Raw genomic sequence first — 26,434 nt, 5'->3', positions numbered from 1 at the left:
AACTGTGTCCTTTTTTGTTTGTAAATTAAGGCATGAAAAAGCTAGTCGCCCTCCTGCTTTTGCTGGCTTCGGCCATTCCAGGTTTTGCCTGTTCCACTTTTCTGCTGAACAAAAACGGACAGCTGGTATTTGGCCGCAATTACGATTGGGTAAGCGGCAACGGCATACTTCTGGTGAATGCCGCCGGACTTCAGAAAAAAGCTTTTCTTACCAGTGGCGATCAGCCGGTCAGCTGGACTTCCCGGTATGGCAGCGTTACCTTCAACCAGTTCGGAAAAGAAATGCCGCATGGCGGCATGAATGAAAAAGGACTGGTGGTGGAACTGATGTGGTTGCAGGGCACCAGCTATCCTGCTGCCGACAAACGGGCAGCCCTGAACGAATTACAGTGGATACAATACCAGCTCGACAATTGCGCCAGCATCGAAGAAGTGCTGGCTACCGATAAGAAGATCCGAATTGACCGCGACCATGCAGCTCCCCTGCATTACCTGGTGGCAGATGCTTCCGGCAAAGCAGCCACCATCGAATTCCTGGATGGCAAAACGGTAGTGCACCAGGGCAGCGCGCTCAGCGCTCCCGTACTCACCAACAGCACCTATCAATCGAGCGTTGCGCAACTGGATCCGGCAACACGCTCAAATGAATCCAACAATTCGCTCGACAGGTTCACCAAAGCCTGCCAAATGCTGCAACAATATCAGCAGGGCAACAACTCAACGGCTCCTGTGGATTATGCATTCAATATCCTCAACAATGTATCGCAGGCGCAGTACACCAAATGGAGTATCGTATATGATATCAGCAACAGGCAGATCCATTTCATTACCAATGGCAATACCCAGCGCAGGTCAATTTCCTTTGCCGATCTCGATTTCCAATGCAGCAGCCAGGCAAAGTTCATCGATATCAATACTTCATTCAAAGGAAATATTGCCGGAAATCTCAAGCCGCTGGATGCAACACAAAATCTGCTGGTGGTCCGTAAATCAGTAGAGCAATCCCGCACACATCTGGAGATCACTGAAGAGTCGATTGTTGCGCTTGGAAAGTATTTCAGCAGCATCAAATGCAAATAAACTGGTCATCAGCGAAGACCAACCGCATAGAAATAACCATCGGTAGCGCCAAAATACAATACGCCATTCCTGAGCAGGGGCGTGGCAAGTATAGCTCCCACGTTGAAGATCATGCGCTCTGCCCTTGCAGTTTCTTCTTCATTCCCATACATTTTGAAATCCTTCCGGAGCTGATCATTGGCATCAAAGATTGTTTGTCCATTTTTCTGTTTTCCAACAGTACTGAACTGCCAGTGGATCTTTCCGGATGCCGGGTCAAGCTCATATAAAACACCATTGAAGCAACCGGCATACAGCCTGGAATTAAATACAACCGGAGTATTGTAGGATCTGAATGGGATCGGGACCTTCCAGTTAGTGCTGCCATCTTCCTGTGAGGTAGAATAAAAAGAATGGCTGTCGGATGTGCCGTAGAAAAGATTTCCATTGTACAAAAGAGGAGTAGCAATGATCCAGCTACCAGCTTCTTTCCTGTTCCATAAACCGGCGCCGGTGGATTTGCTGATAGCGTAAATATTGAAATCCCTGCTCCCGAAAATTACGGCATCCCCGGAGATCAAGGCTGCTTTTTGAATTTCCCCTTTGGGAAAGTAACGGTCGCCTACCGTTTTGAATTCCCAGATCAATCGTCCACTGGCTACAGAAAGCGCGTACATTTTTCCATCATAACTTCCAATGAAAAGGGTATCGTTGCTCAACACAGGATCTGCATGTACAATTCCGCCTGTTTTGAATTTCCATTTTTCTTTACCAGTGGCAGCTTCAACTGCATACACATGCTGATCGCCGCTACCGAAGTACAGCAATCCATTGCCATATCTGGGGGAGGATCTGTAATAATCCCAGAAATCATACTGCTTTTCTCCACCTGTTTCAAATTGCCAGATGACTGCCCCTGTTTTCAAATCAAGTGAATACAAGATTCCATTATTACAATAAACAAATAGCGTATCTCCTGCCACTGCCGGCGTTGATTGAATACCCGCAGGAAGTTTAGCCAGCAGTATCTGTGATTTACCGGAAACAGTCAGCGCATATAGGTTTCCGGTAGTATCTCCATAATAGAGCCGGTCAGCTTCGCCTGCGCATGCGCCACCAATGATACCTGCAGCAGCCTGATGCTTCCACAGCAGGTTACCACCGGAAGAAGATTGTGCCTGGGCACAAAAGGAAATGCAAAAAAAGAAAACAGGAATAAGCAGTCGCATAAGAATAAGGTTAGGTGTTATACTAGTTCCTGAGCTGGTTCACTTTATCGCGAAGTGTATTGAAGAATTTATTGCGTTCTTTTTCTCCTGACCGGCTGATGAGGGAACTACGGCTCAGCAAAGTGTTGAAGGTCCCGAATGCTTTGGCGGCAAATCTTGTATCGCGGGTGGAGATATAGTTGAACACGCTATAGGTGACCATGCTCAGTTTTTGATCGTCGAGATTCAGCAGGATGGTGTTATTGCCGAGGATCAGTTCATTCACATAGAAATGCAGGCTGCCGTGTGGCTTCAGGAGGCTGTCGCCAGGCAGAAAAGTAATGCCTTGTTCCGCCTGTTGCTGAAGATGGTCCAGCATCCTGATAAAATCGTCCACCACCGCAAGCAGATCTTTTCTTTCGCGAAAGATGCCTGCATCCCTGTAATAGGCCACCTGGTTGATACTGCTATGAATACTTTCCAGGTTCCAGAGTTCCGTTGAATCCATTTTATTATGCTCTTCCAGCAGTTGCCAGCCGATACGCCTGCATTCTTCGGCAGGAAAAGCTTCCAGTGAAAACAATTCCTGTTGCAGTTCCGGTTGATTGTTGATAGTCCGGCTCCAGAAGAATGTTTTGAACGAAGCCATAGCAGGAAACAGGAAGAAATACCAGAACGGTGTGTCTTTGCAGAGATAGAAGATTTCCCTTTTCCTGAAGCTGGTAAAATATTTGAATTGTTCCAGCATGCCCTGCATATGTTTTTCAAAAGGTACGGATCCATTGCTGACACCAGGCGCCTGGAACAATACAGCATCTGCATTCAATTGCAGCAAACCATCCAGCGAAAGATGATAATGACGGCAAATTGCCTGCAGCTCTTCGAGGTCAACCGGCTTTTCGCCCCTGATCCGCCTGTAAACGCTGTCAGGGCTCAATCCCAGCAGCTCGCCCAGATCTTCGGCCAGTGAAACATGTTCCGGAAGTTGTTCTTTTATCTTTTTGAACAGTAGTTGTTGTAAGACTTTAGCATCCATTGCAAGAAAATTACTGAAAATCCGTAACAAGCAAGAAGAGTTTACGGAATTCCGCCAACGCAGTAGAACAAATTCACATATCATCCTGGTTCCCGCAACAAGTTCTATCCTGCGGTCAATCGATTCCTGTTCACTGCAACATCTCCAAAACCCGACGCAGTTTACCGTTATTGATCCCGGGATCCAACTGTTAGGTTTGCTGAAAACCTCCCGGCATGAAAAAAATAATTGCAATCATCTGTCTGGTCACAGGGATCACAGCTTCAGCAGCAGCACAGGACAGCGTTGTACAGAACCTGCATTTTTATCACGTTCTTCACAGCAACGCTCCGTTCAATACCAATGATTATGAATCTGGTGGCAAAAAACCATTTTATATTTACCGCAATTGTGTTTACAGGATCTATCTCTGGCAAGGCGGCAACTGGCTGATACGCGTTACTGATATCAGGAATGATTCCATCTATTACCAACATTTCGGGCCACAGACCAGTTATAGAAAAGATTCACTCTTCCGTCTCCATCCCCTGGAGATCAATTCTATTCTCACCTATGAACAGAGCCTGGGACAAATGTTCAACACTATCCAGCTCGTTAACTACAGGGCAGTATTCTCCTACGATCTCCACCCAAAAAGATTTCCGGAGAGGACAGTTATGCTCTATTCACGTGACAGTACCAGAGGTGAAAAAGTGAAATTGGTGACTTTCCTTCACGCCAAAAGCACTGCATTGCTTTTCCTGAAATGCAACAGGCCTTACTATTACTATGATACTACCACACTGGATTGTGAAAACGGCGTTGCGCTCACACCTCCTCCACCCTATCCTAAATTCGAAAGGAATGTAGTGTGGTTCACACCTTCCAGAGCACAACAGATCAATGGCCTTAATATCGGTATCCAGACATTTGGTTTCAACAAAGATCCCCTTACCATAAAAGGAGTGAACCTGAATGCAGATCTGATGGGAGCCATCATCACCATGTACCTGCCATTTATACCACGTGACTCTGCTTACAAGATCAGGAACATGCCGGATACCATCTGGTATAGTGAAGCAGTAGATAAGATCCATGGCCTTAGTATCAGTGGTGGCGGCCTCATCGGAGCCGGACGCCTGGATGGAGTAGCTTTCAATGGCCTTATTTGTCTACTTACAGTATCGAAAGGCATTTGTATCACAGGGTTGAACAACCGAATTGATGAATTCCACGGGCTGGTCATTGCCGGTTTAGGAAATAGAAGCATTAAAGGAAGTGGTTTGCAGATCGGGCTGGTTAATAAATGCAAACACTTGAGGGGGATCCAGATAGGGTTGTGGAATGAAAACGGCAGACGGAAATTTCCGATCATCAACTGGAATTTCAGTAAGAAGACCGTTTAACCTTTCTTTCTTCCTTATCCCTCCAACACGATGGCGCTCCGGTAACGGCGCGCCATTTTCTATTGATGGAAAGATGGAAAATTATTGGCCAGCCAGGGAGCGAGTGATTCGTTTACTATAGATGCCACTTTTTCTGTTCCTGCATTGGTGAAATGCGATTCATCGTAGAAATAAAGGCTGTTCTTCGGCATCCGGGCAGCCAGATCGATCACCAGGATATTTCTTTCTGCGCCAAGTTTTCTCAGTTCATCGTTGTACAGCTCAAGCACCTGCCAGCTGCATTTTCCGCTAACGTTCTTATGCCGGATGGTTGCAAGGTTCACCTGTGTTACACTATCGATCCCTTCACCATACAAAAGTGGCTGCGTGATGAACACTGGTTTGATCTGATATTTCAAACAGGTATCCATCAGTTCCCTTACGCGTTCACGGTAGCCCGGAAGGAATTGCTGCTGCAGTTTCAGCTGTGCTGCTGATTCCGCATCTGTCATATGCGAAACAGGCAATTGCCTGGGGTCAATATTCACACCACTGGTATTATGCGTCTGTTGTGCCTTCCAGCCCCGCGCGAGATTTACCAGCAGGCTCAGTACTTCACTGTTATTGACAAGATAGTGTTTGAGATCCGAAAATGCGCCACGCTTGTTTTGCTGATCGTGGAAACTGGGGCGGTCGCTTTCAACATCATTGACACCCGTGAGAAAGAGGATCACTTTTGGTTTGATCTTTACAAGGTAATCCTGCAGCAATACCTGATGGCCGAAAGTGGAATGGCCATCCAGTCCGGCATTATTGAGCCAGACATGCTGAAAAGAGTCGTCCAGCTTATGTTCCAGCAAGGCAGGCCAGGTTTTGTCATCATTATTGAAATGACATTCCGTTGTACTTCCGCCTACTGTAATGATACTTAGCCTGCTGTTGAAATCAGCAGGTTTTGATTCCCCGCGAAACCCCAGCTCATTCCTCGTGTTCACAATTACACTATCCAGTTTTGGATTGATGGAATTCTGAATAGTCAGTTTTGTATTCACAGGCAGAATGATCTGATCTCCTTTCAGCCGGAACCCAAAAGGATTGTAGATGCGGAGAATGATCTCCATTGCAAGAAATGTAATGCCCAATAAGAAACATCCATAGAAGATACGGTGAAGGATTTTCCTGCCTTTGCTCATTGTATAAAAATAATGAATCCCTTTCAATCAGGGTATTTGGGTAAAACTCAAGACCAGGTTGATTAACTGTGTAAATCTGTCTACAATGGATTCGCTCTAACTATCATGAACATTCGAAGGTCAGACTAATTTTAATATTGCTTTCAAATCGGCTACAGTACTGAATTCCGCAGCTCGTTTACATTTTCAGGAATACCGTTTTCGTTTTTTTCCGGAGCGTTTACGACTAGTCAATTGCAATATTGCGTAACATTGCAGCGTAATTCGTTATCCTGACAAAAAACGCTGCCCATGGATCCAGTTTTACCCAACCGGCATAGAGTGCCTCTTCTTTTCTGCTGTACCATTCTGAAGCTGCCTGCCAGCGCTTCTTTCAGCCTTTTCCATATTGCCAGATAACAATTATTGCCTTCCCTCTTCCTGCCAGAAGTGAGTTGAGTATTTCCTGTATTTCTATTTTCTCTGACCGTACATGATGCACAGGTCCATTGTATTGGATCTGCGGATATTGATTATTACACCCTATATAAACATGACGGTTATGAAACTTAAATCCTTTGCATGTTACGTCCTCCTCTTCCTGTGTACCCTTGCGGGAAGCCGGGCGCAGACTGCCATTGCACCTGAAGGCGCAGGTACAAAATCCAACCCGTTCCAGATTGCCAGCCTGGAAAATCTCTACTGGATCTCACAGAATCCTGACCAGTGGGCTGAATCAAATTATTATATCCAGACGGCCAATATCGATGCTCTTGGCACTGCCAACTGGTTTCCCAATGGCAGTGGCGGCTATTATGGCTTCCCCTGTATCGGTGGCTATTCGCAGGCAGTAGGCAATCAGCAGAGCGGCACTTTTGCCGGCACTTATGACGGACAGGGTTTTTACATTTACGGATTGTACATCAACCGTGGTCCTGAATATGTTGGCTTCTTCGGATTTACATCCAATGCCACCATCAAAAATCTGACATTGAGATCCCCCTGGGTGATCGTTAACAAAGTAACCGGCGCAGTGAATACCTGGCAGGGCAGCGCTTTATTGGTGGCAAACGGTTCCGTCAATCTCAGTTTTGTGCGCATCAGAAATGGCATTTTCACCAACAATGGTATACACGCTTATATCGGAGGTATGCTCGGAAGAATGCAGGCAGTAACAGCAAAGGATTGTTCCGTTGACGCAGTTGTCAACTCCACATCAGACAATCTTGGGCAGACTGGAATGTTTATAGGATACTCGGAAAGTAACACCGGCGTATTTACCAAATGCAGCGCCAGTGGCGCATTTTCCATGAACCGTAATGGACAGGCCGGCGGATTTTTTGGAGCTGTGGCCAATGGCAATTACACTTTCTCCAATTGCTTTTCCACCGTATCTCTCAATGCCGGCAGCGCTGCTGTTGGTGGATTTGCAGGAACGATATTTGGAAATGGAACTACCATCAGTAACTGCTATTCCACAGGTACTGTAACGGGCTCTCCTGTTGGCGGCTTTATCGGCAATGCAAGCGGAACTGCAGGCAGCAGGGTTACCAACTGCTACAGCACCGGACGGGTGAACAGCGCCAGTGGCGGAGGCTTCATCGGAGGTGGCGCTACCAATATAACTTTCAGCGGATGCGCCTTCGATATGACCACATCCGCCAAAACCACCGGCGCCAATGGTTCCACGCCCGCAGGTATTACCGGCAGGGCCACCGCCGCAATGAAAGTACAGGCCAATTTTACAGGATGGGATTTCATGGGTGAAACCACCAACGGCACAAACGATTACTGGTTCATCAATGCCAGCGCCAATAACGGCTATCCATCACTGAAAGGAAGGATCAGGGAATGGGCAGGCAGCGCTGGCAATGCCTGGGAAACATCCGCACACTGGTTGTACGGCATCATTCCGGATGAAAACTCCATCGTTCTGCTCAAAGCCACTACATATGTGCCCATTCCAAACGGCAATAAAACAGTAGACATGATCAGCTTCGAAGGCGTGAACCTTATATGGCAATGGGGTAATTATGATCTCACCTGTAACCAGGTACTGGGTTCCGGAGCAGCAGCACATTTGCGCTTCAACGGAACAGGAAAGCTTAACATCAATGTGCCTGATGGCGAGCCCAGGATCTTCCCTGCCGGGCTCGCTGCATATACTCCTCTTACCATTACCAACAAAACCGGAGCGGCAGATCTGTTTTCCGTGAAGGTGTATGATGAAGTATTCAAGAATGGAGGATCCAGCGGCGACATCGTTGCAGAAGCACGGATCAGGCATACATGGAATATTTCAAAAGCCAACCCCAATGCAGGCACCGGAATCGATCTGTCCTTCCGTTGGCCCGGCACCAGCACCTACGGTGAAATGACGGAACCTGCCCTCTTCCATTTCGAAGATGGCAAATGGCGTCAACAGAACAGCGGTAGTACTTCCAGCAGTATTACCAGTTTCACTTACAACAATTACACAGGCAGTTTTTCACCTTTTGCCATTGCAGACAAAGCAGCCCTGGTGCTGCCTTTACAATGGGGCATCTTCACTGCCACTAAAGAAAAAAACGCTTCCTCACTGAAATGGACAACCGGATCTGAAACGGACACGAAAGATTTCCTGGTTCAGCACAGTACCAATCAATCCAGCTGGAATACTATCGGTACCGTTCCCGCAGCCGGTAACAGCACAAAAACCCAACAGTACTCTTTTACACATACCAAGCCTGCATCCGGCATCAACTATTACAGACTGCTCCAGCGGGATATCAACAATAACAGTTCTCTCAGCAAAACTGTGAGCCTGCGCTTTGATCATTCCACTGCATCCATCAGCATCTATCCCAATCCTGTTACCAATGGCAAGATCACAGTGAGTTCCACACAACCGGGATCAGCACAGATCTACAACAGTAACGGCGTAATGGTATTGCAGAAAAACATCAATGCCGGCACACAGGAATTGAATTTATTCCTGCCTGCCGGCATGTATTATTTCAGATCAGGGGAACACAGCATCCCTTTCCTGATCAGGTAAACGTTCTTAACCCCTCCCTTTTACTTTTTCCCCGGCGCTTCACAAGGCCGGGGATCTTTTTTCGATCTAATCCTTGTAAAACCACACAGACACATTGCCGTCCTCTGTTATGGCGGCGCGGAACATCCCCTCAGTATTGAAGGGCATGGCCATTTTTCCATTTTTGTCCAGTGCAACCATACCTCCGTTACCACCGAGCTTGCCGATCTTTTCAATCACCTGCCGCGTAGCTTTTTCCACTGAGAGCTTACTGTATTCCATTTGTGCAGCTACATCATAGGCAGCCACAGTACGGATATAGAATTCACCCCATCCTGTGCAGGATACAGCTACCTGCTGATTGGCATAAGTTCCTGCGCCGATGACAGGTGAATCACCCACCCGTCCATATTTCTTATTGGTCATGCCACCGGTACTGGTTCCGGCCGCCAGGTTACCATTCTTATCCAGCGCCACTGCGCCAACAGTACCGAATTTATCGTCATTGTTGGGGGAAGCTGGAACAAAGGAAGTTTTCTTTTCATCATGGTCCAGTTCCGTTTTGGCCGAATCTTTTTTGAGCAACCTTTGCAGCGCCTTCCATCTTCCTTCCGTATAGAAATAGGAAGGATCCACAATTTCAAGTCCCTGTGCTTTCGCAAAATCATCGGCGCCCTGTCCGCTCAGCATTACATGCCCTGATTTTTCCATCACTGCTCTCGCACCGGTGATCGGGTTCTTGATGGTGGTTACTCCGGCAACTGCGCCTGCGGCGCGTGTTGCTCCATCCATAATGCTTGCGTCCAGTTCATTTTTCCCGTTGTTGGTAAATACAGCGCCTTTACCTGCATTGAACAAGGGAGAATCTTCCATTACTTTGATGGCGGCCACAACAGCATCCAGACCAGAACCTCCATCCTGTAACAGTTTGTAACCTGATTGCAAAGCTTCGGTTAGAGCTTCCCGGTATTTCTGTTCTGCGGCATCAGTCATATTTTTTTTCACAATCGTACCGGCGCCGCCATGCAGTACCAGTACATATTTAGGCGAAGGCTTTACAGGTTTGTTCCATTGAAGGCCTGAGAGTGCTATCAGAATAATGCATGCAATGAATTTAGTCCTTTTCACTGTACATTTTTTTAGTCTACATAAATACCGGTTGGCGTGCTCACGATGATATTGAACCAGATCCTGGAATCCTTCCTGCTGATCACGCGTAAACGCTGAAGTGTTCCTGATCTTCCGTAGGGAACAACAGTTACCCCCTCTTCAGGAAAGATGATCTTCATAAAATCCAGTACTGGCGTGAGATACGGCGCGCCAACAGAATTGGTGGTACCCAGCGGTGTTACCACTACATGGCTCTCATCCATTTTTGCCAGGGAAGTATAATATGGGATGAATACATTGGCGCCAGCCTCATTCTTTACCAGGAGTTGCATCGAGTACAATTGATTGGCTGGTGTTGTGCCGCCCGCGTTCATATTGTAGTGATACAATTGTATCCTCAGTTGCGCAGGAGAGATCAGCTCACGCAAGGCAGCTACATGCGGCTGCAGGTCCGGGCTGTAATAGCTAGCCGGATCATCGAGTGTGTACGCGAAGAATCTCGGTAACACGTTGTCTATACGCATGAACAGGTTAGCTGTGCCCTTGTAGGGAAATGCAGGTGTATGGGATACTGCGATCCTTCCCGCTCCTGCATTTCCTGCGGCTGTTATTTCGAGCTCATTGGCAGTAGCAGTGCCGAAATACAGGCCATCGATACTGATCCCATCTTTGGTTACAGGTTCACTCAGGGCTATACCGTTTGCGATATAATTATACGTTACAGTTTTGCTTACAGGCGTTCCGGCCTGATCTTCCCAGGTTAGTTTCAATGTCTGCTGATCTGTGTTCAGTTCCCAGAAAGCATCAAAACTGGCCAGTTCCAAATTCTTAAAATAAGCTGAAGCATTACCGGCAAATTGCTGTAAAAGGAGGGCAGTATTGGCCTTTGCCTGGATATCTGCCCTATCTGTGGCCACAGCTTTACGGAGTGTGTACACAGTGTTTACCGGACCGTTTATCTGGGTGAGGGAAAAATTTCCGTCTGCGTTCGGACTGATGTAAAACTCGAACTTGCCACCGATATTTTCCGCGATGGCATGCATCACGGAATAGGTTTCAAAAATCAGTTCGGGCTTTACATTGCCGCCAACCCGGAACCGTACATTCTCCTGTTCATCGGTATATCCTTTATAATCCGATACCAGGCTTACTTTTCCGTCATTGCTGAATTTCATCAGCAGGCTCACTTTAGTAGGATTGCTGGTGGGCTTGTATTCCATGTACCAGCCTTCCGTTGATGCTGCAAGCTGCTGCATGTAACCGTTCTGAAGCGCAGCCAGGTCCGGCACATCTTCAGGGATCACTGTTCCTTCATATGTTTTACTGCAACCTGCAAATGAAGCAGCGATAAATGCAATAATGATTATTTTTTTCATCTCTGTAATTACAAGTTGAGTTAATCGAAATAGATGGTCAGTGTTGTATTGTTCACTAATAATTCAAGCCAGATCCGGCTGTCTTTCCTGCTCACCAGTCTGAGCTTTTGCAGGGCACTTGCGGATGTACCATTCCTGCCCACGGGTACTACAGTAAATCCTTCAACTGTAAAGATCTCGTTCATGAACGCTACCACTTTTTCCTTATATGGAGCTGCGGAGGAACCTGATGTACCGAAGCTTACCATCGAAACATGATTGGGCCCCAGTTTTTGCAGATCATAATGGAAAACCTGGAAAGTGCTGGTACCGGCACCGTTCCTGATCAGCAACTGCAACTGGTTGCGCTGCGCATGATCATCAGGGATAGTAGTACCGTTGTAATTGTTGTTATAGAATTGTAAACGGAACAACTCATCGGCCTTGAATCCCTGTGTTACGAAATATGCTTTGAGGTCTTCGATATAAGGCTGCAGGGCCGGACTATAATAGATATCCATATTGTCCAGCGTATAGCCGAAGAAGCGCGGCAGTTCGCCATTCCTTACAAAATAGTCGGCAGTTGTGTACGTATTGGGGGCTCCGGCAATCGCGTTCTGGTAAGGGAATGGCGGAACATGCATCCAGCCCAGCTTTCCGGCGCCTGCATTGCCTGCAGAAATGATCTCGAGCGACCCATCTGTAAATGCGCCGAACTTCAAAGTATCGATGGTGTAGCTATCTTTTGTAATGGCAGGTTCCAGCGCCATACCAGCAGGTACCGGTTTGTAATTGATGGTGTGCGACACAGCTGTTGATGAACCGGTTGCAGGCCATGCAAGTGTGATGGTCCGGGCGGTTGTATCGATGGCTTCCAGTCTTGCTCCAAAATTTTCCAGCAGCAGGTTCTCCCAGTAATAACCAGGATCGGCTTCCACCAGTGCAGCGATCTTTTCTCTTGCTTCCGTGGTAAGTCTTTCCTGCTCCTCTTCAAACGCTATCTGATCAAGCACTGCCTGTATCTGTGATTGCAGTACCTGCTGGTTGGTTGTATTCACTTTCACCAGGGCATAGCTGAGGTTATCGAAACCATCCGCCCTCTTCAGTGAAAAGCTGCCATCTTCCTGCTGAACGATCTTGAATTTATTGAAGCCGTTCACAGTTCTTGTGAGCTCGCCAAAAACAGAATTATCAGCAAATACAAGTTGAAGGATCGTTTCACCCGCAAAGGAGTATTCATTATCTGCTTCTTCGTGGTAGTTCCTCAGACCGGAAATGATTTTCACTTTTCCATTTTCTTCGAATTTGATCTTCATGGCAATGCCTTCCGATTCTGCTGTTGGTTTATATAATACATACCAGCCTTCAGTAGCGGCAACCAGTATCTTTTTATATGCGGCAGCCAGTTCTGCTACAGAGGGAGGCATTTCCCTTTCAGGCAATTGGGTGGTGGGTTTCCTGCAGGCGTCCAGAGCCAGCAGTACTGTCAGGAAGCAAAGCAGTATTGTTTGGTTGATAAGTTTCATGATCAGAGATTATCGAGTACGTTTTGTAAATAAGCCTGCAATACATGCAGGTCGATGCCTTTTTCGAGATAGAAATTGTACACCATTTTGTACTTCTGCTGAAGGAAGGTGTTCTCATCCGCGATCAGCAGCACGCTTTCTTTGGGAGTGGTAACAATACCATCCACCCAGGTAGCGAAATCCTCCGATTCATTGCTCATGCCATAGTTCCGCCAGAAGCCGCGGCTGCGCGCTTCCGCCTGTGTAAAGGCCGCATAGCTGGTGCCGCCTGCATATTTCCCTTCAGAGATCTTGTCGAACCCTGCAGGTCTGCCGAACTTTTTATCCAGTACGTGCGCAAACTCATGGTGTAAAGTGGCATATTGATTTTTCAGCCAGGTGGCATCCGTGAGATCATAGCCATTTACACTGGTCACAATCACGCGGCTCAATCCGTATGCAGTACCGGAAGCGCTGAAATTTCTTTCATCGCCTTCCACATAATTCATTTTTGTACCGAAAAGGATCATCTCGATGGGCATGTTCTGACGCATGAATTCAGACTTCTGTCTGTCGTAAGGAGCGATGAACAGCTTGCGCAGCACGTTCTCCACATAAGGCAGTACAATGGATTCATTGGGAGGAGAAGCAAAGGCGTCGGCAGTGATATAGCGCCTGTCCCAGCGATAAATGATCTTGCTCTGGTATTCGGTGAAAATATCATAGATGGCCAGGTCAGTGGGATTATCAGGTTTGGCCGGGGCTTCGTAAGGCTCGTAAGGGATCGCATCTTCCTTCTTGCAGGATGTGGCAAGCAGGCAACAGGCGATGGCGTAAAATATAATTCGTTTAGACATGATAGTTAATTTTGCAGTGATTACCTGGGATTCGGTTCCATATCGATGTTGGCAGTCAACTCTGCAAACGGGATCTGGAAAAGCCTTCTGGGATCATCGGCTTTCAGCTCGATATTTCTCACACCATTCCAGTGGGTAACAGGAATATTGTATCGTTTTATATCGAACCACCTGTATCCTTCATAACAAAGCTCTCTTCTTCTTTCATCCAGGATCTTATCCAGCATTGCCTTTTCAGTGGGATAATCCGAACGTTTCAGCGCTGTGTAAGGACGCATACGTTTCACCAGGATCGTATTCAGCGCATTGATGGCGTAATCATAATCAGGATTCTGTTTACGCACATAGGCTTCCGCCGCATTGTACATCACTTCTTCCACAACAAAGAGCGCCACATCCGAATACTGGTGACCTTCCGATTGAACCGACCTGAATTTGCGAATAATGTAATTGGGTGTTTGATTACTGGTGAAAGTGAACATGCGGCCGCGAATATCTTCCGCAGCAAACGTGCTCCTGAACTCGTTTCCATACATACCGGTAAGATAGAATGAATTCCATTCCAGCGTGTATTGCATCATCAGCACATTGGGTTGGTTCACGGAGCAATAGGCATTTGCGAAGGCGCTGTAATTGCCGGTAGCAAAATCCTTGTCCCAGTCAACCAGCAAATTCCTTACGCTTGAATTGGCGTTGAGAACTCTATTGCTGTATTCGATACATTTTTCCCAATCGCCCCTGAAAAGATAGAATCGGCTCATGAATGCATTGGCTGCTGTTTTGTTGAAATGGTGCTTTGGCACTTTCATCTGAGCATCATTCACCAGTGCAATTCCTTCCAACGCATCTTTCTCGATAAGATCATACACATGTTTTACATTATCCCTTTTGTAAGTAGATCCTGCTTCTTTCTCTGTTGCCAGTGCATAAGGAACGCCGGGATCAGTAGCGGCTGTTGCAGCATCATAATGTTTGGCAAAGATGTTCACCAGCATGAAATGCGCGTAAGCGCGTACCAGCAGGGCTTCTCCTTTCACATTGCTGCGAAGCGCATCATCTCCGGGAGCTTTGTCGATACTTTCCAGCACCACATTTGCATTGTAGATACTGTTGTAATATTTTCTCCATCCTGCTTCCGGAGTAACGGCATTGCCGGTGATGTATTCATCGGACCAGAGATAGATGGGCTTGAGCCAGGAATTGATATTGGCATTGTTGTAATCGGGATAATCGTAGAACCGGTAATTATCGGTGTACAATTCCGTAAACATATGGAATGCCTGTGGGTAAGCGCCGGTAATGATTGCCTGGTAATCCTCCACGGACTGTGGCCTCACGCGATTGTCGGGGTTCACTTCCAGGAACTTTTTGCAACCGCCCAGGAGTATGCCGGCAGTGAAAAGTAAAAAAAGATATTTAGCAATATTGTTCATGGTTCCTGCTTATAAGTTAATGTTCAGACCTAAGGTGAAAGTGGTGGCAGCGGGGATCGAAATGCCGGAGACCAGCGCTTCTGGATCCTGTCCCTGCAATTTGGAATCGGCCCAGAGCGCCAGGTTCTGAGCCTGTGCTGTGATCTGCAGCCCCTTCATTCCATATTTTTTGATCAGTGCATTGGGCAATGCATAATTGACCATTACATTCTTAAGACGGATGAATGAGCCGTTGGCTGTTCTGATATCGCTTCTGTTGTAGAACGTGAATGGATCGGCGCTTGCTTCCAGCAGCATGGTGCGTGTTTCAGCTTCGATGATGCGCGGCACATTGGTATATTGCTCATGTCCCGGCGCACGCCACCTGTTGACCAGTGTTGCGTCCAACGCTTCCACATCGGAGAAGTAACGCTGCATGATGGGATTCAGGCGAACCACATTGCCGAAAGAATAGGTAAAGAGAAAAGACAAATTCAGGTTCTTATAACGAAAAGAGTTGGTAAGACCGCCGGAACCAAGCGGATCGCGGCTTCCCTCGTATCTGAGCATATTGAGATCGCGACTGTACTTCGAGATCTGGTAGGTCGGATTGTCTTTGCCATTGTAGAAAAGTGGAAGACCGTCAGCATTCAGTCCTGCAAAACGGAAAGAATACAAACCACTCACCGGCTTGCCCACTGCAGCTGCACCAGTTCCCACAGTTGCCAGCAACACAGTATTGTTTTGCTGAATACGCGTTACTTCATTCTTGTTGTATCCGAAGGTGAAAATGGTGTTCCAGGCGAAATCCCTTCTCTTGATATTGCTGGTATTGATGGTAACCTCAAACCCATGGTTGCGCATATCGGCCCAGTTCACGGTCTTGCGTTGCTGACCACTCACACGGGAAACTTCGATACCACCGATGAGATCATAATTGTAACGGCTATAATATTCCAGCGTGGTAGTTACCCTGTTATACAATCCGAACTCTACAGCTGCATTGAACATTTTTTCTTTCTCCCATCTCATCGTAGGATTTTCAGGAGAAGTGATATTGATCACTGTTTCGATGGTATTGGGATCGAAGCGTGTAGTAGTTCCGTAGTAAGCCAGCATCTCTGCACTGCCGAGACCGCTGATATTCCCGCGCAATCCGTAAGAACTTCTCAGCTTCAGGAAATCGATGGCTTCGATGTCTTTGATAAAAGCTTCCTCGTCCATATTCCAGCTGGCGCCCACCACCCAGATGGGCAGGAAGCGGAAACGCTCGGAAGTACCGAGCCTGTTGGATCCGTCTGCACGCGTTGAGAGTGTGAAATTGTATTTGTTCTGAATGGAATACGCGAGGTTGGCAAAGAAGCTGGCCTCATGCTGAATGTTCTGCGACTTACCATAATAAGGGTCCGCAGTACCGGAGAGGATATCACGTTGAATGGCCCTGTAATCCGGGCTGGACGTGAGCCCGCTGAAATATTCAAAACCATAGCCCTTGTAATAATCCGTGAGGTACTTCCTGTGGCGCAGCTCCGTGCCAGCCAGCAGGTCGATGCTATGGTTCTCTGCGAAATAAGATTTCCAGTTCAGTGAATTCCGAACCGTGTAGAATTCCCCGAGGGTGTTATCGGTGATCACGATACCACCCCGGGGTAAAACAGAAATAGGGTACTGACTAAGATCGAACGGATCATTATAAAGATTTGTATTGGCGCCGCGAACTGAACTGTTCTGCATGGCGCGATAACTCAGTGCAGTATTCGATTTTTCTGTTGCGATATGATCACTGGCAACAGATGACATACGGCCTGAGAAGATCCCATTGTAAGAAAGGTTCTTCGTGATCTTCCAGTTGGCATCGATCTGGAATTTGATCTCGCGTAAACGGATATCGATGAAATTATTCTTCAGTTCATTCACGATATTGAAAGGCGCATAGTTCATCTGGTAATATTCCAGGTTTCCATTATCATCATAGGGTCTCATAGCCCTGCTGGTGCTGCGCGCATAGGTATAAGGGTTGATATCGAAAGCGCGCTCAACAATACCGGCAATGGCCTCTGTTGAGTTCTCTGTCCCAAAACTGCGCTGGTTCCTCGCGGAAGCGTACAGTGTGCCGGTGAGGGAGAACTTTTTAGTGAAATCGAAATTGGCCCTGATATTGGCAGTGTACCTGTCCAGATGCTGGCCTACTGTTTGTCCTGCATCCCTGAAATAACTTCCGGACAAATAGATCTGTGATTTCTCTGTTCCCGAACTTACGCTGATACTGTGTTCCTGATTTACAGAATTCCTGAACAGTTCATCAAACCAGTCTGTATTGTAGGTTTTGGCGCGCTGGATATTGTCATAGTATTCGTCCCAGGTGATCTCCTTGCGAGACAATTGCGAAAGCAATTTTCCAAATGCGCCGTAGTTGCGGTTGAGGTTGGTGAAGTCCAGCATGTTCTTATCATAGAGCTCTTCTGAAAATTCCATCCTTTGTTTGGAGTTCATCACATTGAACTGTGTAACGGAAGGCTTCATCGCCATGCTGAAATTATTCTTGTAGCTCACCACCGGTGCGCCGATCTTTCCTTTCTTTGTAGAAACAACGATCACGCCATTCACGGCCTGAGTTCCGTACATGGCGGTAGCTGATGCATCTTTGAGGATCTGAATATCTTCTATATCATCAGGATTGATACCACTGATGGCCGAGCTGAGCATTGTGGCGGCATCACCTGAATAAAGCTGATTGGGATTGAGGTTCACGGGATCGTCTATCACCACGCCATCCACAACCCAGAGCGGTTCCTGGTTGCCGCTGATAGAAGAAGTGCCACGGATGCGGATCTTTGATTTGGTACCGAAGGTGCCGCTGGTATTTTCCACGGCCACACCAGCTACCATACCCTGCAATGATTTGCCCACATCGGAGATACCGGCCGTTGCCAGTTGATCGGATTTCACTTTTCCAACAGAGCCGGTGAATGTGCGTTTGTTCACTTTTTGATAACCCGTTACCACCACATCTTTCATCGCTTCCTGCGCAACGTTCAACCGGATATCGAGGAAATGTGTTGCTGCCCTGATGATGAGCTCCTGCGATTCATAACCGATAGAGCTGATCTCTATCTTTTCGCCATCATTCACTTTGATACTGAATTCTCCTTTTGCATCGGAGCTCACACCTGTATTCCTGCCAGGAATATGAATGCTTGCTCCGGCAACTGGATTGCCTGTTGCGGCATCCAGGATTTTACCCTTCAGCTCCCGGCTGGCGGGAGCCAAATGGGTATCATCGTTTGGGGGTTTAGGGGCCGTTTTCTCCGTTTGCTTGATGAAAATGGTGTTGCCCTCGATGTCGTACCGGAGCTGCTGCCCTTCCAGAATGAGTTGCAGGAATTTCTGCAATGGCATGTCAACAGCAGTAACGTTTACAGGTTTCGCCTGCTTCAACAGTTCTTTGTTACAGAACACCGAGTATCCGGTTTGCGACTCGATGGCAGCAAATGTTTTTTGCAGTGTTACCGACTTACCGGTGAAATTGATTTTCTGAGCAAAGAGAGTTGCCTGGAATAATAGCAGGCACGCAATTAGTGTTATGGTTTTGGGTCTCATCCGCGCTTTGTTTACAAGGCAATACAAATTCTTTACACCGGCATTGCAGTGGCCTGCCTGTGCATTATTATAAAATCTGAATGGTTACTTCATGGAATCGGCCAGTTACCCGGATGGGCAGGCCGGTACAATTTATACAGATCAGTGAGTGATGACCAGTTTGCGGCCAGCCTCTATCCTGAATTTGAACCCTGTTCCCTGTAATCCGTTCAACACCTGTTGCAGCGTGAGTTTCCGGCTGATCTTACCAACAAATTCCAGCTCAGGAACTCCTTTCTCATACACTACTTCAATATCATACCAGCGGGCCAGCTCTCTCATCACTTCCTGTAAACTGGCATTGTTGAAATTGAAGATCCCGGTTTTCCAGGCCATCACTTTTTCTTTATCTACATCCTTCAAAACAACCGGTACATTATTCTCTTTTTGCAAAGCCTGTTCGCCTGGTTTGAGTTTCACCTGGTCTTTTGCTCTGTCGGACTCCAGCCAGTTGCCTACGAGCAGGCTGCCTTCCAGCAGTGTTGTTTTAATAGCCTGTTCATTATTGTAAGCATTGATATTGAAAGATGTTCCCAATACTTCTACCAGTCCGCGATCATTCACATTCACCAGGAAAGGTTGTTCCTTGTTCTGATACGCTTCAAAATATACTTCGCCTTTGATCTTCACCAGGCGTTGCTTTCCGGTGAAAGCAGTGGGGAAGCTGATAGACGAAGCGGCGTTCATCCATACCCGTGTGCCATCGGGAAGTGTAAAATGATATTGAGTGCCCGGTGGTGTGCTCATGGAATTGAACAAGGTTTCCTGTGCTGCAGCCAGCTTATTATCTGTTACCTGGTAGCTGAGCTCGCCATTGGCAGTTTTCATCACCTGGGTTGCGCCTTCATCTGCGAGCTTACCGTTGGCTGCACTATCCAGCTGAATGGTCCTGCCATCAGATAACGTGAGCACAACGGATTGCTGAATGGGTTCGATGGCGGCAGCCGTTTCATTTTTTGCCATCTGGCTGTTGTGATCCGCGCCGCTCATGAGCCTTAACCAAACTACGGCAGCAATGATCACAACAGCGGCAGCCGCCCATTTCCAGTTACGAAGTCTGTACAGCTTCGCAGGTGCAGCTTCCGGAATTTCATTGTTGTTCCTTGCCTCAGAAAGTTTATTCCAGACCTTCTCAGCAGCCTCCGGATCTGTGGAGACACCGGGAGTATACGCCGCCAGATCATCCGTAAGCATTTCACCCAGCAGTGCTTCGCGCTCAGGTAATGATGCTTCCTTCAGAAAAAGATCAAGTTCTTCTCCAGTCAGTTGTTGCTGTTTGAATTTCAACAGCAGGGTTATGAATTGTTCGTTGGTCATGACAAGGTTTGAAATCAGCCTTCAATAATTCCTTCCGGTATAGTAAAGACGCACGGTTTTAAATATGGGAGGACATGCCTCTAAAAAAATTATGAAAAAATGGAAAAACAGAATAAGACCAGTAGCTCTCCTTCATTGGAAAGCATGAAATCCTTTAAAGTTTTCATGGCACGGGAGATATGTTCTTTTACGGTGGTGCGGGCAACGCCCATCCGCTCCGCGATCTTTTCATAGGTTAGTCCCTCTTCCCTGCTGAGCAGAAATGCCTGCTGCTGTTTTTCAGGAAGGCCATGAAGGGCTTTCCGGATCAGCGAATCACGCTGCCGGATAATCAGCAACTTATCAGGAGCATCCAGCTCTTCAGCAAACATGTCGGATAGATAATCGCGGTATTGCTGTTCCGTTCTGAGTTTGCGGAACCTGTTCACGAATTCATTGCGGGCAGTGATGAACAGCCAGCTTTCGGGCTGTGATATCTGTGGAAGCTGTTTCCGTTTTTCCCATACTTTCAGGAATACAGACTGCACTATATCCTCTGCATCCGGCCTCCGGCCGATATAACGGAGCATCACTCCAAATAGCCGGTCAAAATGACGCTGAAAAAAAAGTCTGTAGGCTTCCTCATCATCGAGCGCTATCAAACGGAATAGTTCTTGGTCAGTATGTAAGCTATCTGCAGTCAGTTCCTTTTCCTTTAAACGCTATAAATATAATTAAAAACGAAAAAACAGGATTTCCTGAATATACCGGTAAACCAGTAATTCCGGACAAATATCATTTTAATAGAATGAATAGCGTCAACTTTTGTAAGTTGCATATCCAAGTTCATACCCATTGATCAGGCAGGCATCATATAATGAAGAACAGCTACTGAAGCGGCTTGCAGCAGGTGATGAAGCGGCTTTCAACTCCATTTACGAACAATTCCAGCAACCTGTTTTTGCATTCGCATTCTATCTTACCAAATCAAGGGAACTCTCTGAAGAAGTAGTGCAGGAAACCTTTGTGAAGGTTTGGGAAAAAAGAGAACAGTTCCCGGAACACATGATCATTCTTCCTTATATCAAACGAATCACACAGAACCTGGTGCTGGACATGTTCCGGAAAGCGGGCAGGGACCAGGCTTTGCAGCAGGTATTGTATGAAGCTGTCAGCAACCTTCACCAGCAGCCGGTTGATCAGCTGCAGGAAAAAGAATTGCTCCGGATATACCGTGATGGCATCAACAGGCTTCCTCCTCAAAAAAGGATCATCTATACACTTCATCGCGATCATCATCTCAGTTATGAGCAGATCGCAGAGCGCCTGCAGCTTTCTCCCAACACCGTCCGCAATCATATGGCCCAGGCTATCCGCTCCGTGCGTGAGCATGTGAACAAGCATGGCGCACTTCTTCCTTTTGCCTTCCTGCTGAGGGAATGGTAGCAAACAAAAAATATTTTTACTGCAACTGGTAGTCCGGCTCCTGCCGTTCGTTTCTACTGTTCACGTTCTGTTACTTCATCAAAACCTGTAACTGTGAACAATACCCAACAACGACTGAAAGCGCTTTTTCAAAAACAGCTCGATGCCAGCATCAGCGCAGCCGAACAGCAGGAACTGTTTGCCCTCAGCAATGATCCGGCACTGGCGCCAATGTTCCAGGAACTGTTCGATGAAACCTGGCAGGACCTGGAAGCCAGCCGCCCACAACCTGCCATAGAACTGCCTTTGGTGAAGCGCCCCTGGTTCAGGATCGCAGCAGCGGCTGCTGTAGTGGCCGCAGCACTGGTTACCTGGCTCTGGCTGTCAACACCTGAAAGGGCCACAGAACAAAAGCCTGCAGCTCTTGCTGTCAAAGATGTTCCGCCTGGAAAGGATGGCGCCATCCTTACGCTGGCAGACGGAAAACAAATTGTGCTGGACACTGTGAAAAATGGCAGCATGCTGCAGGTGAACGGCATAAGGGTGGAAGTGAAAAGTGGACAGCTCATGTATCCTCCGCAAAACGATGGCGCTATTGCCTGGCATACCATGAGCACGCCCAAAGGCCGGCAATTCCAGTTGCAATTACCCGATGGATCACAGGTATGGCTCAACGCTGCCAGCTCTATCCGCTATCCAAGCACCTTCTCCGGCAATGAGAGAAAAGTGGAAATCGATGGTGAAGCCTACCTGGAAATAGCGAAAGATAAAAGCAAGCCATTCATCGTTACCACACGTAAACAACAGGTGGAAGTGATCGGAACGCGTTTCAATATCAATGCTTATTCTGATGAAGCAATCGAACGCACTACTCTACTTGAAGGAACTGTAAAAGTGAAAAACAATCATTCTTCATCTTCTTCGCTGTTGCAACCAGGCCGGCAGGCACAGGTAGATGAGAACACCGTTGACGTGAAGGATGCAGATACAGACGAAGCTGTTGCCTGGAAAAATGGTCTCTTCCATTTCGTGAATGCCGATATCCCTGCCGTGATGCGACAACTGCAGCGCTGGTACAATATCGAAGTGAGTTATGAAGGCGCAATTCCAAGGCGGGAATTCCAGGGCAAGATGCAGCGCGATCTGAACCTTTCTGAATTGATCAACTTACTGGAAAAAGCCGATCTCCATGTAAGGCTGGAGGGAGAAAGAAAACTGGTGGTAACACCATAAACAACAAAACAGGACAGAATTGATCATCTGAAAAAAACCGGAACCCGAGTCGCGATCGGGCCCGGCAATATTTCGGGTAGTCAAATCAAGATAGCCGTTGCTGACTATTAATTATTATCAAACCCAAAACTGTTGCGAATTTATGCAATTAAATGCTCTCCGGAAAGGGCGTGACAACACCCGTTTCCTAACCTCTGCGAAAAAACAACTGCTTATGCGGCTCACATTTGTCGGCATTCTATTACTGGGGCTCTGTTTGCATATCAGCGCCAAAAGTAATTCCCAGACCATCACTTTTTCAGGGAAGAAAGCATCCCTGAAGGAAGTGTTTACCGCCATTGAAAAACAAACGGGTTTTGTAGTTTTCTATGACGGAGCCATCCTCCGGAAAGCTGCTCCGGTAAGCATTCAGGCGGATAAGATGCCTTTGCTGGCGTTCCTGGACAATGTACTGAAGGAACAATTATTCGATTATTCCATTCAGAAAAAGACCATCGTGATCTCTGCAAAGAGGATCACGCCGCCTGTATTTCAGATCTACCCACCTACTATCGAAGTCCGGGGCCGGATCACTACGGAAAGCGGCGAACCCGCCAGTGGTGTAACGGTGACGGTGAAAGGCACAGACAAAGGAACAGCCACCAACGGCAAAGGCGAGTTCACACTGGAAGGAGTGAACGAGCAAGCCGTTCTGATAGTATCCAGCGTGAATTTTGAAACACAGGAAGTAAAAGTGAACGGGAAGAACAATATCCTGATAGTAGTGAAAACCAAAGTATCCTCACTGGGAGATGTAACCGTTTCCGTGAACACAGGTTACCAGAAAATACCGAAAGAACGGGCAACCGGCTCCTATTCCGTGATCACTGCAAAAGACCTGGAACGCCGGACCTCTCCGGATCTCATCAACCTGATCGAAGGCATGGCGCCGGGATTGCTGATCTCCAGAAGCGCCAATGGTATTGAAGGGGAAGATGATCCCAGCATCCTGATGCGCGGCGTTTCTACCTTCGGCAATCAACAACCATTGATCGTTGTAGACGGATTCCCCATCGAAGGCAGCCTGTCTACCATCAATCCGAACGATGTTGAAACCATTACCCTGCTCCGTGATGCGGCCGCAGCCGCCATCTGGGGCGTGAAAGCCACCAATGGTGTGATCGTGATCAATACAAAAAAAGGAAAAACACTTTCGCCAAAAGTCACTTTCCGTTCTTCCTTCAATATCAACCCGAGGCCCAAACTCAGTTACCTCAACATGCTGAGCCCCGCAGAAATGGTGGAATTCGAAAAAGAAGATTTCTACGCATTCCCGAACAATCTTCCGGCCAGGGACGATTACAGCTATTCACGCGACGCCTACACACCAGTATACGCTACCTTGTTCGATTTTGAAGAAGGAAAGATAACAGCTGAAGAAAGAGACAGAAGATTGAAGGAGATCGGTTCTTACGATAACCTCAAAGAAGCAGGCAGGGAATTCTTCAACAATTATTATTCCACAGACAATACGGTCAGCATCAGCGCCGCGCCCACAGACCGTTTCAGCTACTATGCTTCCTTCGGCTATGTAAAAGGTACCAATCTTTACAAGGGTGATGAATTCCGGAAGACCAATGTGAACTTCAACAGTGATATCAAACTTACCAGCAAGCTCACGCTCGCCATCAATGCCAACTATAGCGTGAACGACCAGGACGTGTCTGCCCTGAAAAGATTCGGCGGCAGTTCCAACTCTGTTGTTCCGGGTTCTGTCAAGATCCTTCCTTATGAAAGATTGCGCAACCCGGATGGCAGCCCCAGGCAAATCCCCTACAGATGGAATGATGATCTCAGCAGGCAATTTGTGGACGCCGGTTTTCCTTCACTCACCTATGCCCCGCTCGATAACCTGACTGATTATGATTTCAACAACAAGACCAATAATCTTCGTCTTCAATCCACGCTCAGCTATAAATTCAACAACAGCATCGCGCTCAGCGTGAGCTATAAATCAGAGAATATCGATGAGCTGAAAAAGGATATCTACAATGCAAACTCATTCGAAGCGAGAAATCTTGTTGCCAGCTATGCAACGCTGGATGGAACCTTGCCGGTTTTCAACATTCCCAAAGGCGGTATACTTTCTGAAACAAGGAACACCACCAGGAATTTTTATGTGCGCGCCCAGCTGGACCTGAACCATACTTTCAATCATGATCACAGGGTGGACATGACGCTCGGGCTTGAAAGACAAAAATCACTTTTCGATAATTCGATGGACTCCCGTTTCGGATACGACCCATCCAATAATCTAAACTTCCCTGTTGACTTCAGGTATATCACAACTGTTGGCGTGGAGAATCCTGTCAGCACACTGTTCAGTAAATTTGAGTACGAGAACTATTTCAAGAAAAGCACACTGGATGATCGTTATATCTTCTATTATTTTGCAGGCTCCTATGCTTACAAAGGGAAATACACTTTCAGCACCAGTGCGCGCATCAACAAGAGCAGCCGCTTCGATCGTTCGGCGGGATTGAACAAACAGATACTGGCTTCTGCCGGATTGAAATGGGACCTGCTGCGCGAGAGTTTCATCAAAGCCCCTTCCTGGATGAACCTGCTGCAATTGAGATATACTGCGGGCCTTACAGGTAACGTACCTGATCTTACTTCGTCATCACTCAGGACTATCGCGCAGGCATGGAGCAGTTTCAATCTCAACAATACCCATCTCAACATCAATTCACCTGCCAACAGGGAACTGCGATGGGAGCCTACTTTCACGCATAACCTGGCATTGGATTTCAGTTTTCTTTCCAACAGGATCAGCGGTTCCGTGGATTTCTATCATAAGAAAACCACAGACCTGCTGGCATCACAGACCTGGGATCCCACCCGTACAGGCTTCTACCTGATCAACCTGAACACATCCGATATCACCAACAAAGGCGTTGAGCTGAGGCTGAACACCATCAATATCAACAACAGTAAATTCCGCTGGCAGACAACAGTGAATCTCGGCCTCAATACTAACAAGGTGGGATATACGAATCTCAACAATGGCAGCCTGGCTGGATTCCCGAGGAATTTCACCGGATTTCCCTCCCGTACATTTTTCGCTTATCAATGGGCAGGTGTGGATGAAACAGGCGCTGGTCTGATGTGGGATGTACAGGCAGATGGAAAGCGTGTGAAAATCCCCGCGGCACAATACTCCAATCTTAAATATGAAGACCTGGTGGTGATCGGCTCCATCGTTCCCAAATACACGGCAGGACTTACGAATATTTTGCAGTATGGCAACTGGGACCTCTCTTTCCTCTTCATCGCCAATGGTGGTCATTTTATGGCTACCGATATGCTGGATGAGTTTTATTTCTCCAACAGTTTTAACGGAGAAGGCTATACGAATATATCCCGGGTAGCTGCCTCCAGGTGGCAAAAGCCGGGAGATGAGCAGCATACACAGATCCCCCGGAAAAGCGTAATGCAAAGCAACCAGTATAACTGGAGCGATCAGAAATTCGCTTCCGCCGCATTCATAAAGCTGCGCGAAGTGGCCGTTGCCTATCTCTTCGATAAAAGAATGCTGGGCGCCTGGCCTGTGAACAGTATCAAACTCAACTTCCAGGTGAGGAACGCATGGAAATGGGTAAAGAATAAAAATGGGATCGATCCTGAGGCCCATTTGATGGAAAGCGGTGAGAGAACCCTGCCCATCACTCCCACTTATACCTTCGGCGTACTGGCTAATTTTTAATGC

General features: G+C 47.3%; 17 protein-coding genes. 6 read left to right on the top strand and 11 right to left on the bottom strand.

The genetic code is table 11. The annotated features are described in order from the left end of the window. The first annotated feature begins 32 nt into the window (after positions 1-32). A complete protein-coding gene (locus tag FSB84_RS11765; protein WP_130541367.1) occupies positions 33-1,079 on the top strand; it encodes a linear amide C-N hydrolase in 1,047 nt (348 codons plus the stop codon). 8 nt (positions 1,080-1,087) lie between these two features. Here FSB84_RS11765 and FSB84_RS11760 read toward each other — a convergent pair whose 3' ends face one another. Together FSB84_RS11760 and FSB84_RS11755 are read right to left on the bottom strand one after the other, a co-directional pair. After that, a complete protein-coding gene (locus FSB84_RS11760) occupies positions 1,088-2,287 on the bottom strand; it encodes an outer membrane protein assembly factor BamB family protein (RefSeq protein ID WP_130541369.1) in 1,200 nt (399 codons plus the stop codon). Between the two features lie 22 nt (positions 2,288-2,309). Next, complete coding sequence (locus FSB84_RS11755; protein ID WP_158643863.1) at positions 2,310-3,302, bottom strand: helix-turn-helix domain-containing protein; 993 nt, start codon at positions 3,300-3,302, stop codon at positions 2,310-2,312. A 215-nt stretch (positions 3,303-3,517) separates the two neighbouring features. On the opposite strand from FSB84_RS11755, the gene FSB84_RS11750 reads away from it, so the two are divergent. Then, on the top strand, positions 3,518-4,687 hold the full coding sequence (locus tag FSB84_RS11750; RefSeq protein WP_130541372.1) for an LA_2272 family surface repeat-containing protein: 1,170 nt from the start codon (positions 3,518-3,520) through the stop codon (positions 4,685-4,687). 59 nt (positions 4,688-4,746) lie between these two features. Here the strand turns inward: FSB84_RS11750 and FSB84_RS11745 are convergent, their stop codons facing one another. After that, positions 4,747-5,859, bottom strand: coding sequence for an SGNH/GDSL hydrolase family protein (locus FSB84_RS11745; RefSeq protein ID WP_130541373.1), 1,113 nt, complete (start codon positions 5,857-5,859; stop codon positions 4,747-4,749). A 541-nt stretch (positions 5,860-6,400) separates the two neighbouring features. On the opposite strand from FSB84_RS11745, the gene FSB84_RS11740 reads away from it, so the two are divergent. Then, entirely contained in the window at positions 6,401-8,875 is a 2,475-nt protein-coding gene (locus tag FSB84_RS11740; RefSeq protein WP_158643862.1) for a T9SS type A sorting domain-containing protein, read from the top strand. A 66-nt stretch (positions 8,876-8,941) separates the two neighbouring features. Here the strand turns inward: FSB84_RS11740 and FSB84_RS11735 are convergent, their stop codons facing one another. The 8 genes from FSB84_RS11735 to FSB84_RS11700 all read right to left on the bottom strand — a co-directional run bounded on the left by FSB84_RS11735 (position 8,942) and on the right by FSB84_RS11700 (position 20,690). After that, positions 8,942-9,982 carry an isoaspartyl peptidase/L-asparaginase family protein gene (locus FSB84_RS11735; RefSeq protein ID WP_130541376.1) on the bottom strand — a complete coding sequence of 347 codons (1,041 nt, stop codon included), beginning with the start codon at positions 9,980-9,982 and terminating at the stop codon, positions 8,942-8,944. Positions 9,983-9,993: 11 nt separating this feature from the next. Beyond that, the gene (locus tag FSB84_RS11730; RefSeq protein ID WP_130541378.1) at positions 9,994-11,340 is read right to left on the bottom strand and encodes a DUF4302 domain-containing protein; all 1,347 of its coding nucleotides are present in this window, start codon (positions 11,338-11,340) and stop codon (positions 9,994-9,996) included. Between the two features lie 20 nt (positions 11,341-11,360). After that, positions 11,361-12,845: a DUF4302 domain-containing protein gene (locus FSB84_RS11725; protein WP_130541379.1), complete on the bottom strand. Its 1,485-nt coding sequence runs from the start codon at positions 12,843-12,845 to the stop codon at positions 11,361-11,363. 2 nt (positions 12,846-12,847) lie between these two features. Next, positions 12,848-13,681: a substrate import-associated zinc metallohydrolase lipoprotein gene (locus FSB84_RS11720; RefSeq protein ID WP_130541381.1), complete on the bottom strand. Its 834-nt coding sequence runs from the start codon at positions 13,679-13,681 to the stop codon at positions 12,848-12,850. A gap of 20 nt (positions 13,682-13,701) precedes the next feature. Then, positions 13,702-15,114, bottom strand: coding sequence for a RagB/SusD family nutrient uptake outer membrane protein (locus FSB84_RS11715; protein ID WP_130541383.1), 1,413 nt, complete (start codon positions 15,112-15,114; stop codon positions 13,702-13,704). Between the two features lie 9 nt (positions 15,115-15,123). Next, entirely contained in the window at positions 15,124-18,693 is a 3,570-nt protein-coding gene (locus FSB84_RS11710) for a SusC/RagA family TonB-linked outer membrane protein (RefSeq protein WP_130541385.1), read from the bottom strand. A gap of 141 nt (positions 18,694-18,834) precedes the next feature. Next, the gene (locus FSB84_RS11705) at positions 18,835-20,049 is read right to left on the bottom strand and encodes a FecR family protein (protein ID WP_130541386.1); all 1,215 of its coding nucleotides are present in this window, start codon (positions 20,047-20,049) and stop codon (positions 18,835-18,837) included. 89 nt (positions 20,050-20,138) lie between these two features. Then, positions 20,139-20,690 carry an RNA polymerase sigma factor gene (locus FSB84_RS11700; RefSeq protein ID WP_158643861.1) on the bottom strand — a complete coding sequence of 184 codons (552 nt, stop codon included), beginning with the start codon at positions 20,688-20,690 and terminating at the stop codon, positions 20,139-20,141. A gap of 193 nt (positions 20,691-20,883) precedes the next feature. On the opposite strand from FSB84_RS11700, the gene FSB84_RS11695 reads away from it, so the two are divergent. The 3 genes from FSB84_RS11695 to FSB84_RS11685 all read left to right on the top strand — a co-directional run bounded on the left by FSB84_RS11695 (position 20,884) and on the right by FSB84_RS11685 (position 26,431). Further along, entirely contained in the window at positions 20,884-21,474 is a 591-nt protein-coding gene (locus tag FSB84_RS11695; protein ID WP_130541388.1) for an RNA polymerase sigma factor, read from the top strand. Positions 21,475-21,567: 93 nt separating this feature from the next. Continuing rightward, entirely contained in the window at positions 21,568-22,686 is a 1,119-nt protein-coding gene (locus FSB84_RS11690) for a FecR family protein (RefSeq protein WP_130541389.1), read from the top strand. 214 nt (positions 22,687-22,900) lie between these two features. Then, positions 22,901-26,431 carry a SusC/RagA family TonB-linked outer membrane protein gene (locus FSB84_RS11685; RefSeq protein ID WP_158643860.1) on the top strand — a complete coding sequence of 1,177 codons (3,531 nt, stop codon included), beginning with the start codon at positions 22,901-22,903 and terminating at the stop codon, positions 26,429-26,431. The last annotated feature ends 3 nt before the right edge of the window (positions 26,432-26,434 follow it).

The sequence above is a fragment of the Pseudobacter ginsenosidimutans genome (assembly GCF_007970185.1).
Lineage (GTDB): Bacteria > Bacteroidota > Bacteroidia > Chitinophagales > Chitinophagaceae > Pseudobacter > Pseudobacter ginsenosidimutans.
The sequence above is the reverse complement of the archived record's forward strand: the minus strand, read 5'-3'. Positions and strand labels throughout refer to the sequence as shown.

Excerpts from the sequence above, each read along its gene's own strand:
- FSB84_RS11685 (WP_158643860.1), top strand. The coding sequence starts at position 22,901 with ATGCGGCTCACATTTGTCGGCATTCTATTACTGGGGCTCTGTTTGCAT.
- FSB84_RS11745 (WP_130541373.1), bottom strand. The coding sequence starts at position 5,859 with ATGAGCAAAGGCAGGAAAATCCTTCACCGTATCTTCTATGGATGTTTC.
- FSB84_RS11725 (WP_130541379.1), bottom strand. The coding sequence starts at position 12,845 with ATGAAACTTATCAACCAAACAATACTGCTTTGCTTCCTGACAGTACTG.
- FSB84_RS11765 (WP_130541367.1), top strand. The coding sequence starts at position 33 with ATGAAAAAGCTAGTCGCCCTCCTGCTTTTGCTGGCTTCGGCCATTCCA.
- FSB84_RS11705 (WP_130541386.1), bottom strand. The coding sequence starts at position 20,049 with ATGACCAACGAACAATTCATAACCCTGCTGTTGAAATTCAAACAGCAA.
- FSB84_RS11760 (WP_130541369.1), bottom strand. The coding sequence starts at position 2,287 with ATGCGACTGCTTATTCCTGTTTTCTTTTTTTGCATTTCCTTTTGTGCC.
- FSB84_RS11730 (WP_130541378.1), bottom strand. The coding sequence starts at position 11,340 with ATGAAAAAAATAATCATTATTGCATTTATCGCTGCTTCATTTGCAGGT.
- FSB84_RS11720 (WP_130541381.1), bottom strand. The coding sequence starts at position 13,681 with ATGTCTAAACGAATTATATTTTACGCCATCGCCTGTTGCCTGCTTGCC.
- FSB84_RS11750 (WP_130541372.1), top strand. The coding sequence starts at position 3,518 with ATGAAAAAAATAATTGCAATCATCTGTCTGGTCACAGGGATCACAGCT.
- FSB84_RS11755 (WP_158643863.1), bottom strand. The coding sequence starts at position 3,302 with ATGGATGCTAAAGTCTTACAACAACTACTGTTCAAAAAGATAAAAGAA.
- FSB84_RS11740 (WP_158643862.1), top strand. The coding sequence starts at position 6,401 with ATGAAACTTAAATCCTTTGCATGTTACGTCCTCCTCTTCCTGTGTACC.
- FSB84_RS11710 (WP_130541385.1), bottom strand. The coding sequence starts at position 18,693 with ATGAGACCCAAAACCATAACACTAATTGCGTGCCTGCTATTATTCCAG.
- FSB84_RS11715 (WP_130541383.1), bottom strand. The coding sequence starts at position 15,114 with ATGAACAATATTGCTAAATATCTTTTTTTACTTTTCACTGCCGGCATA.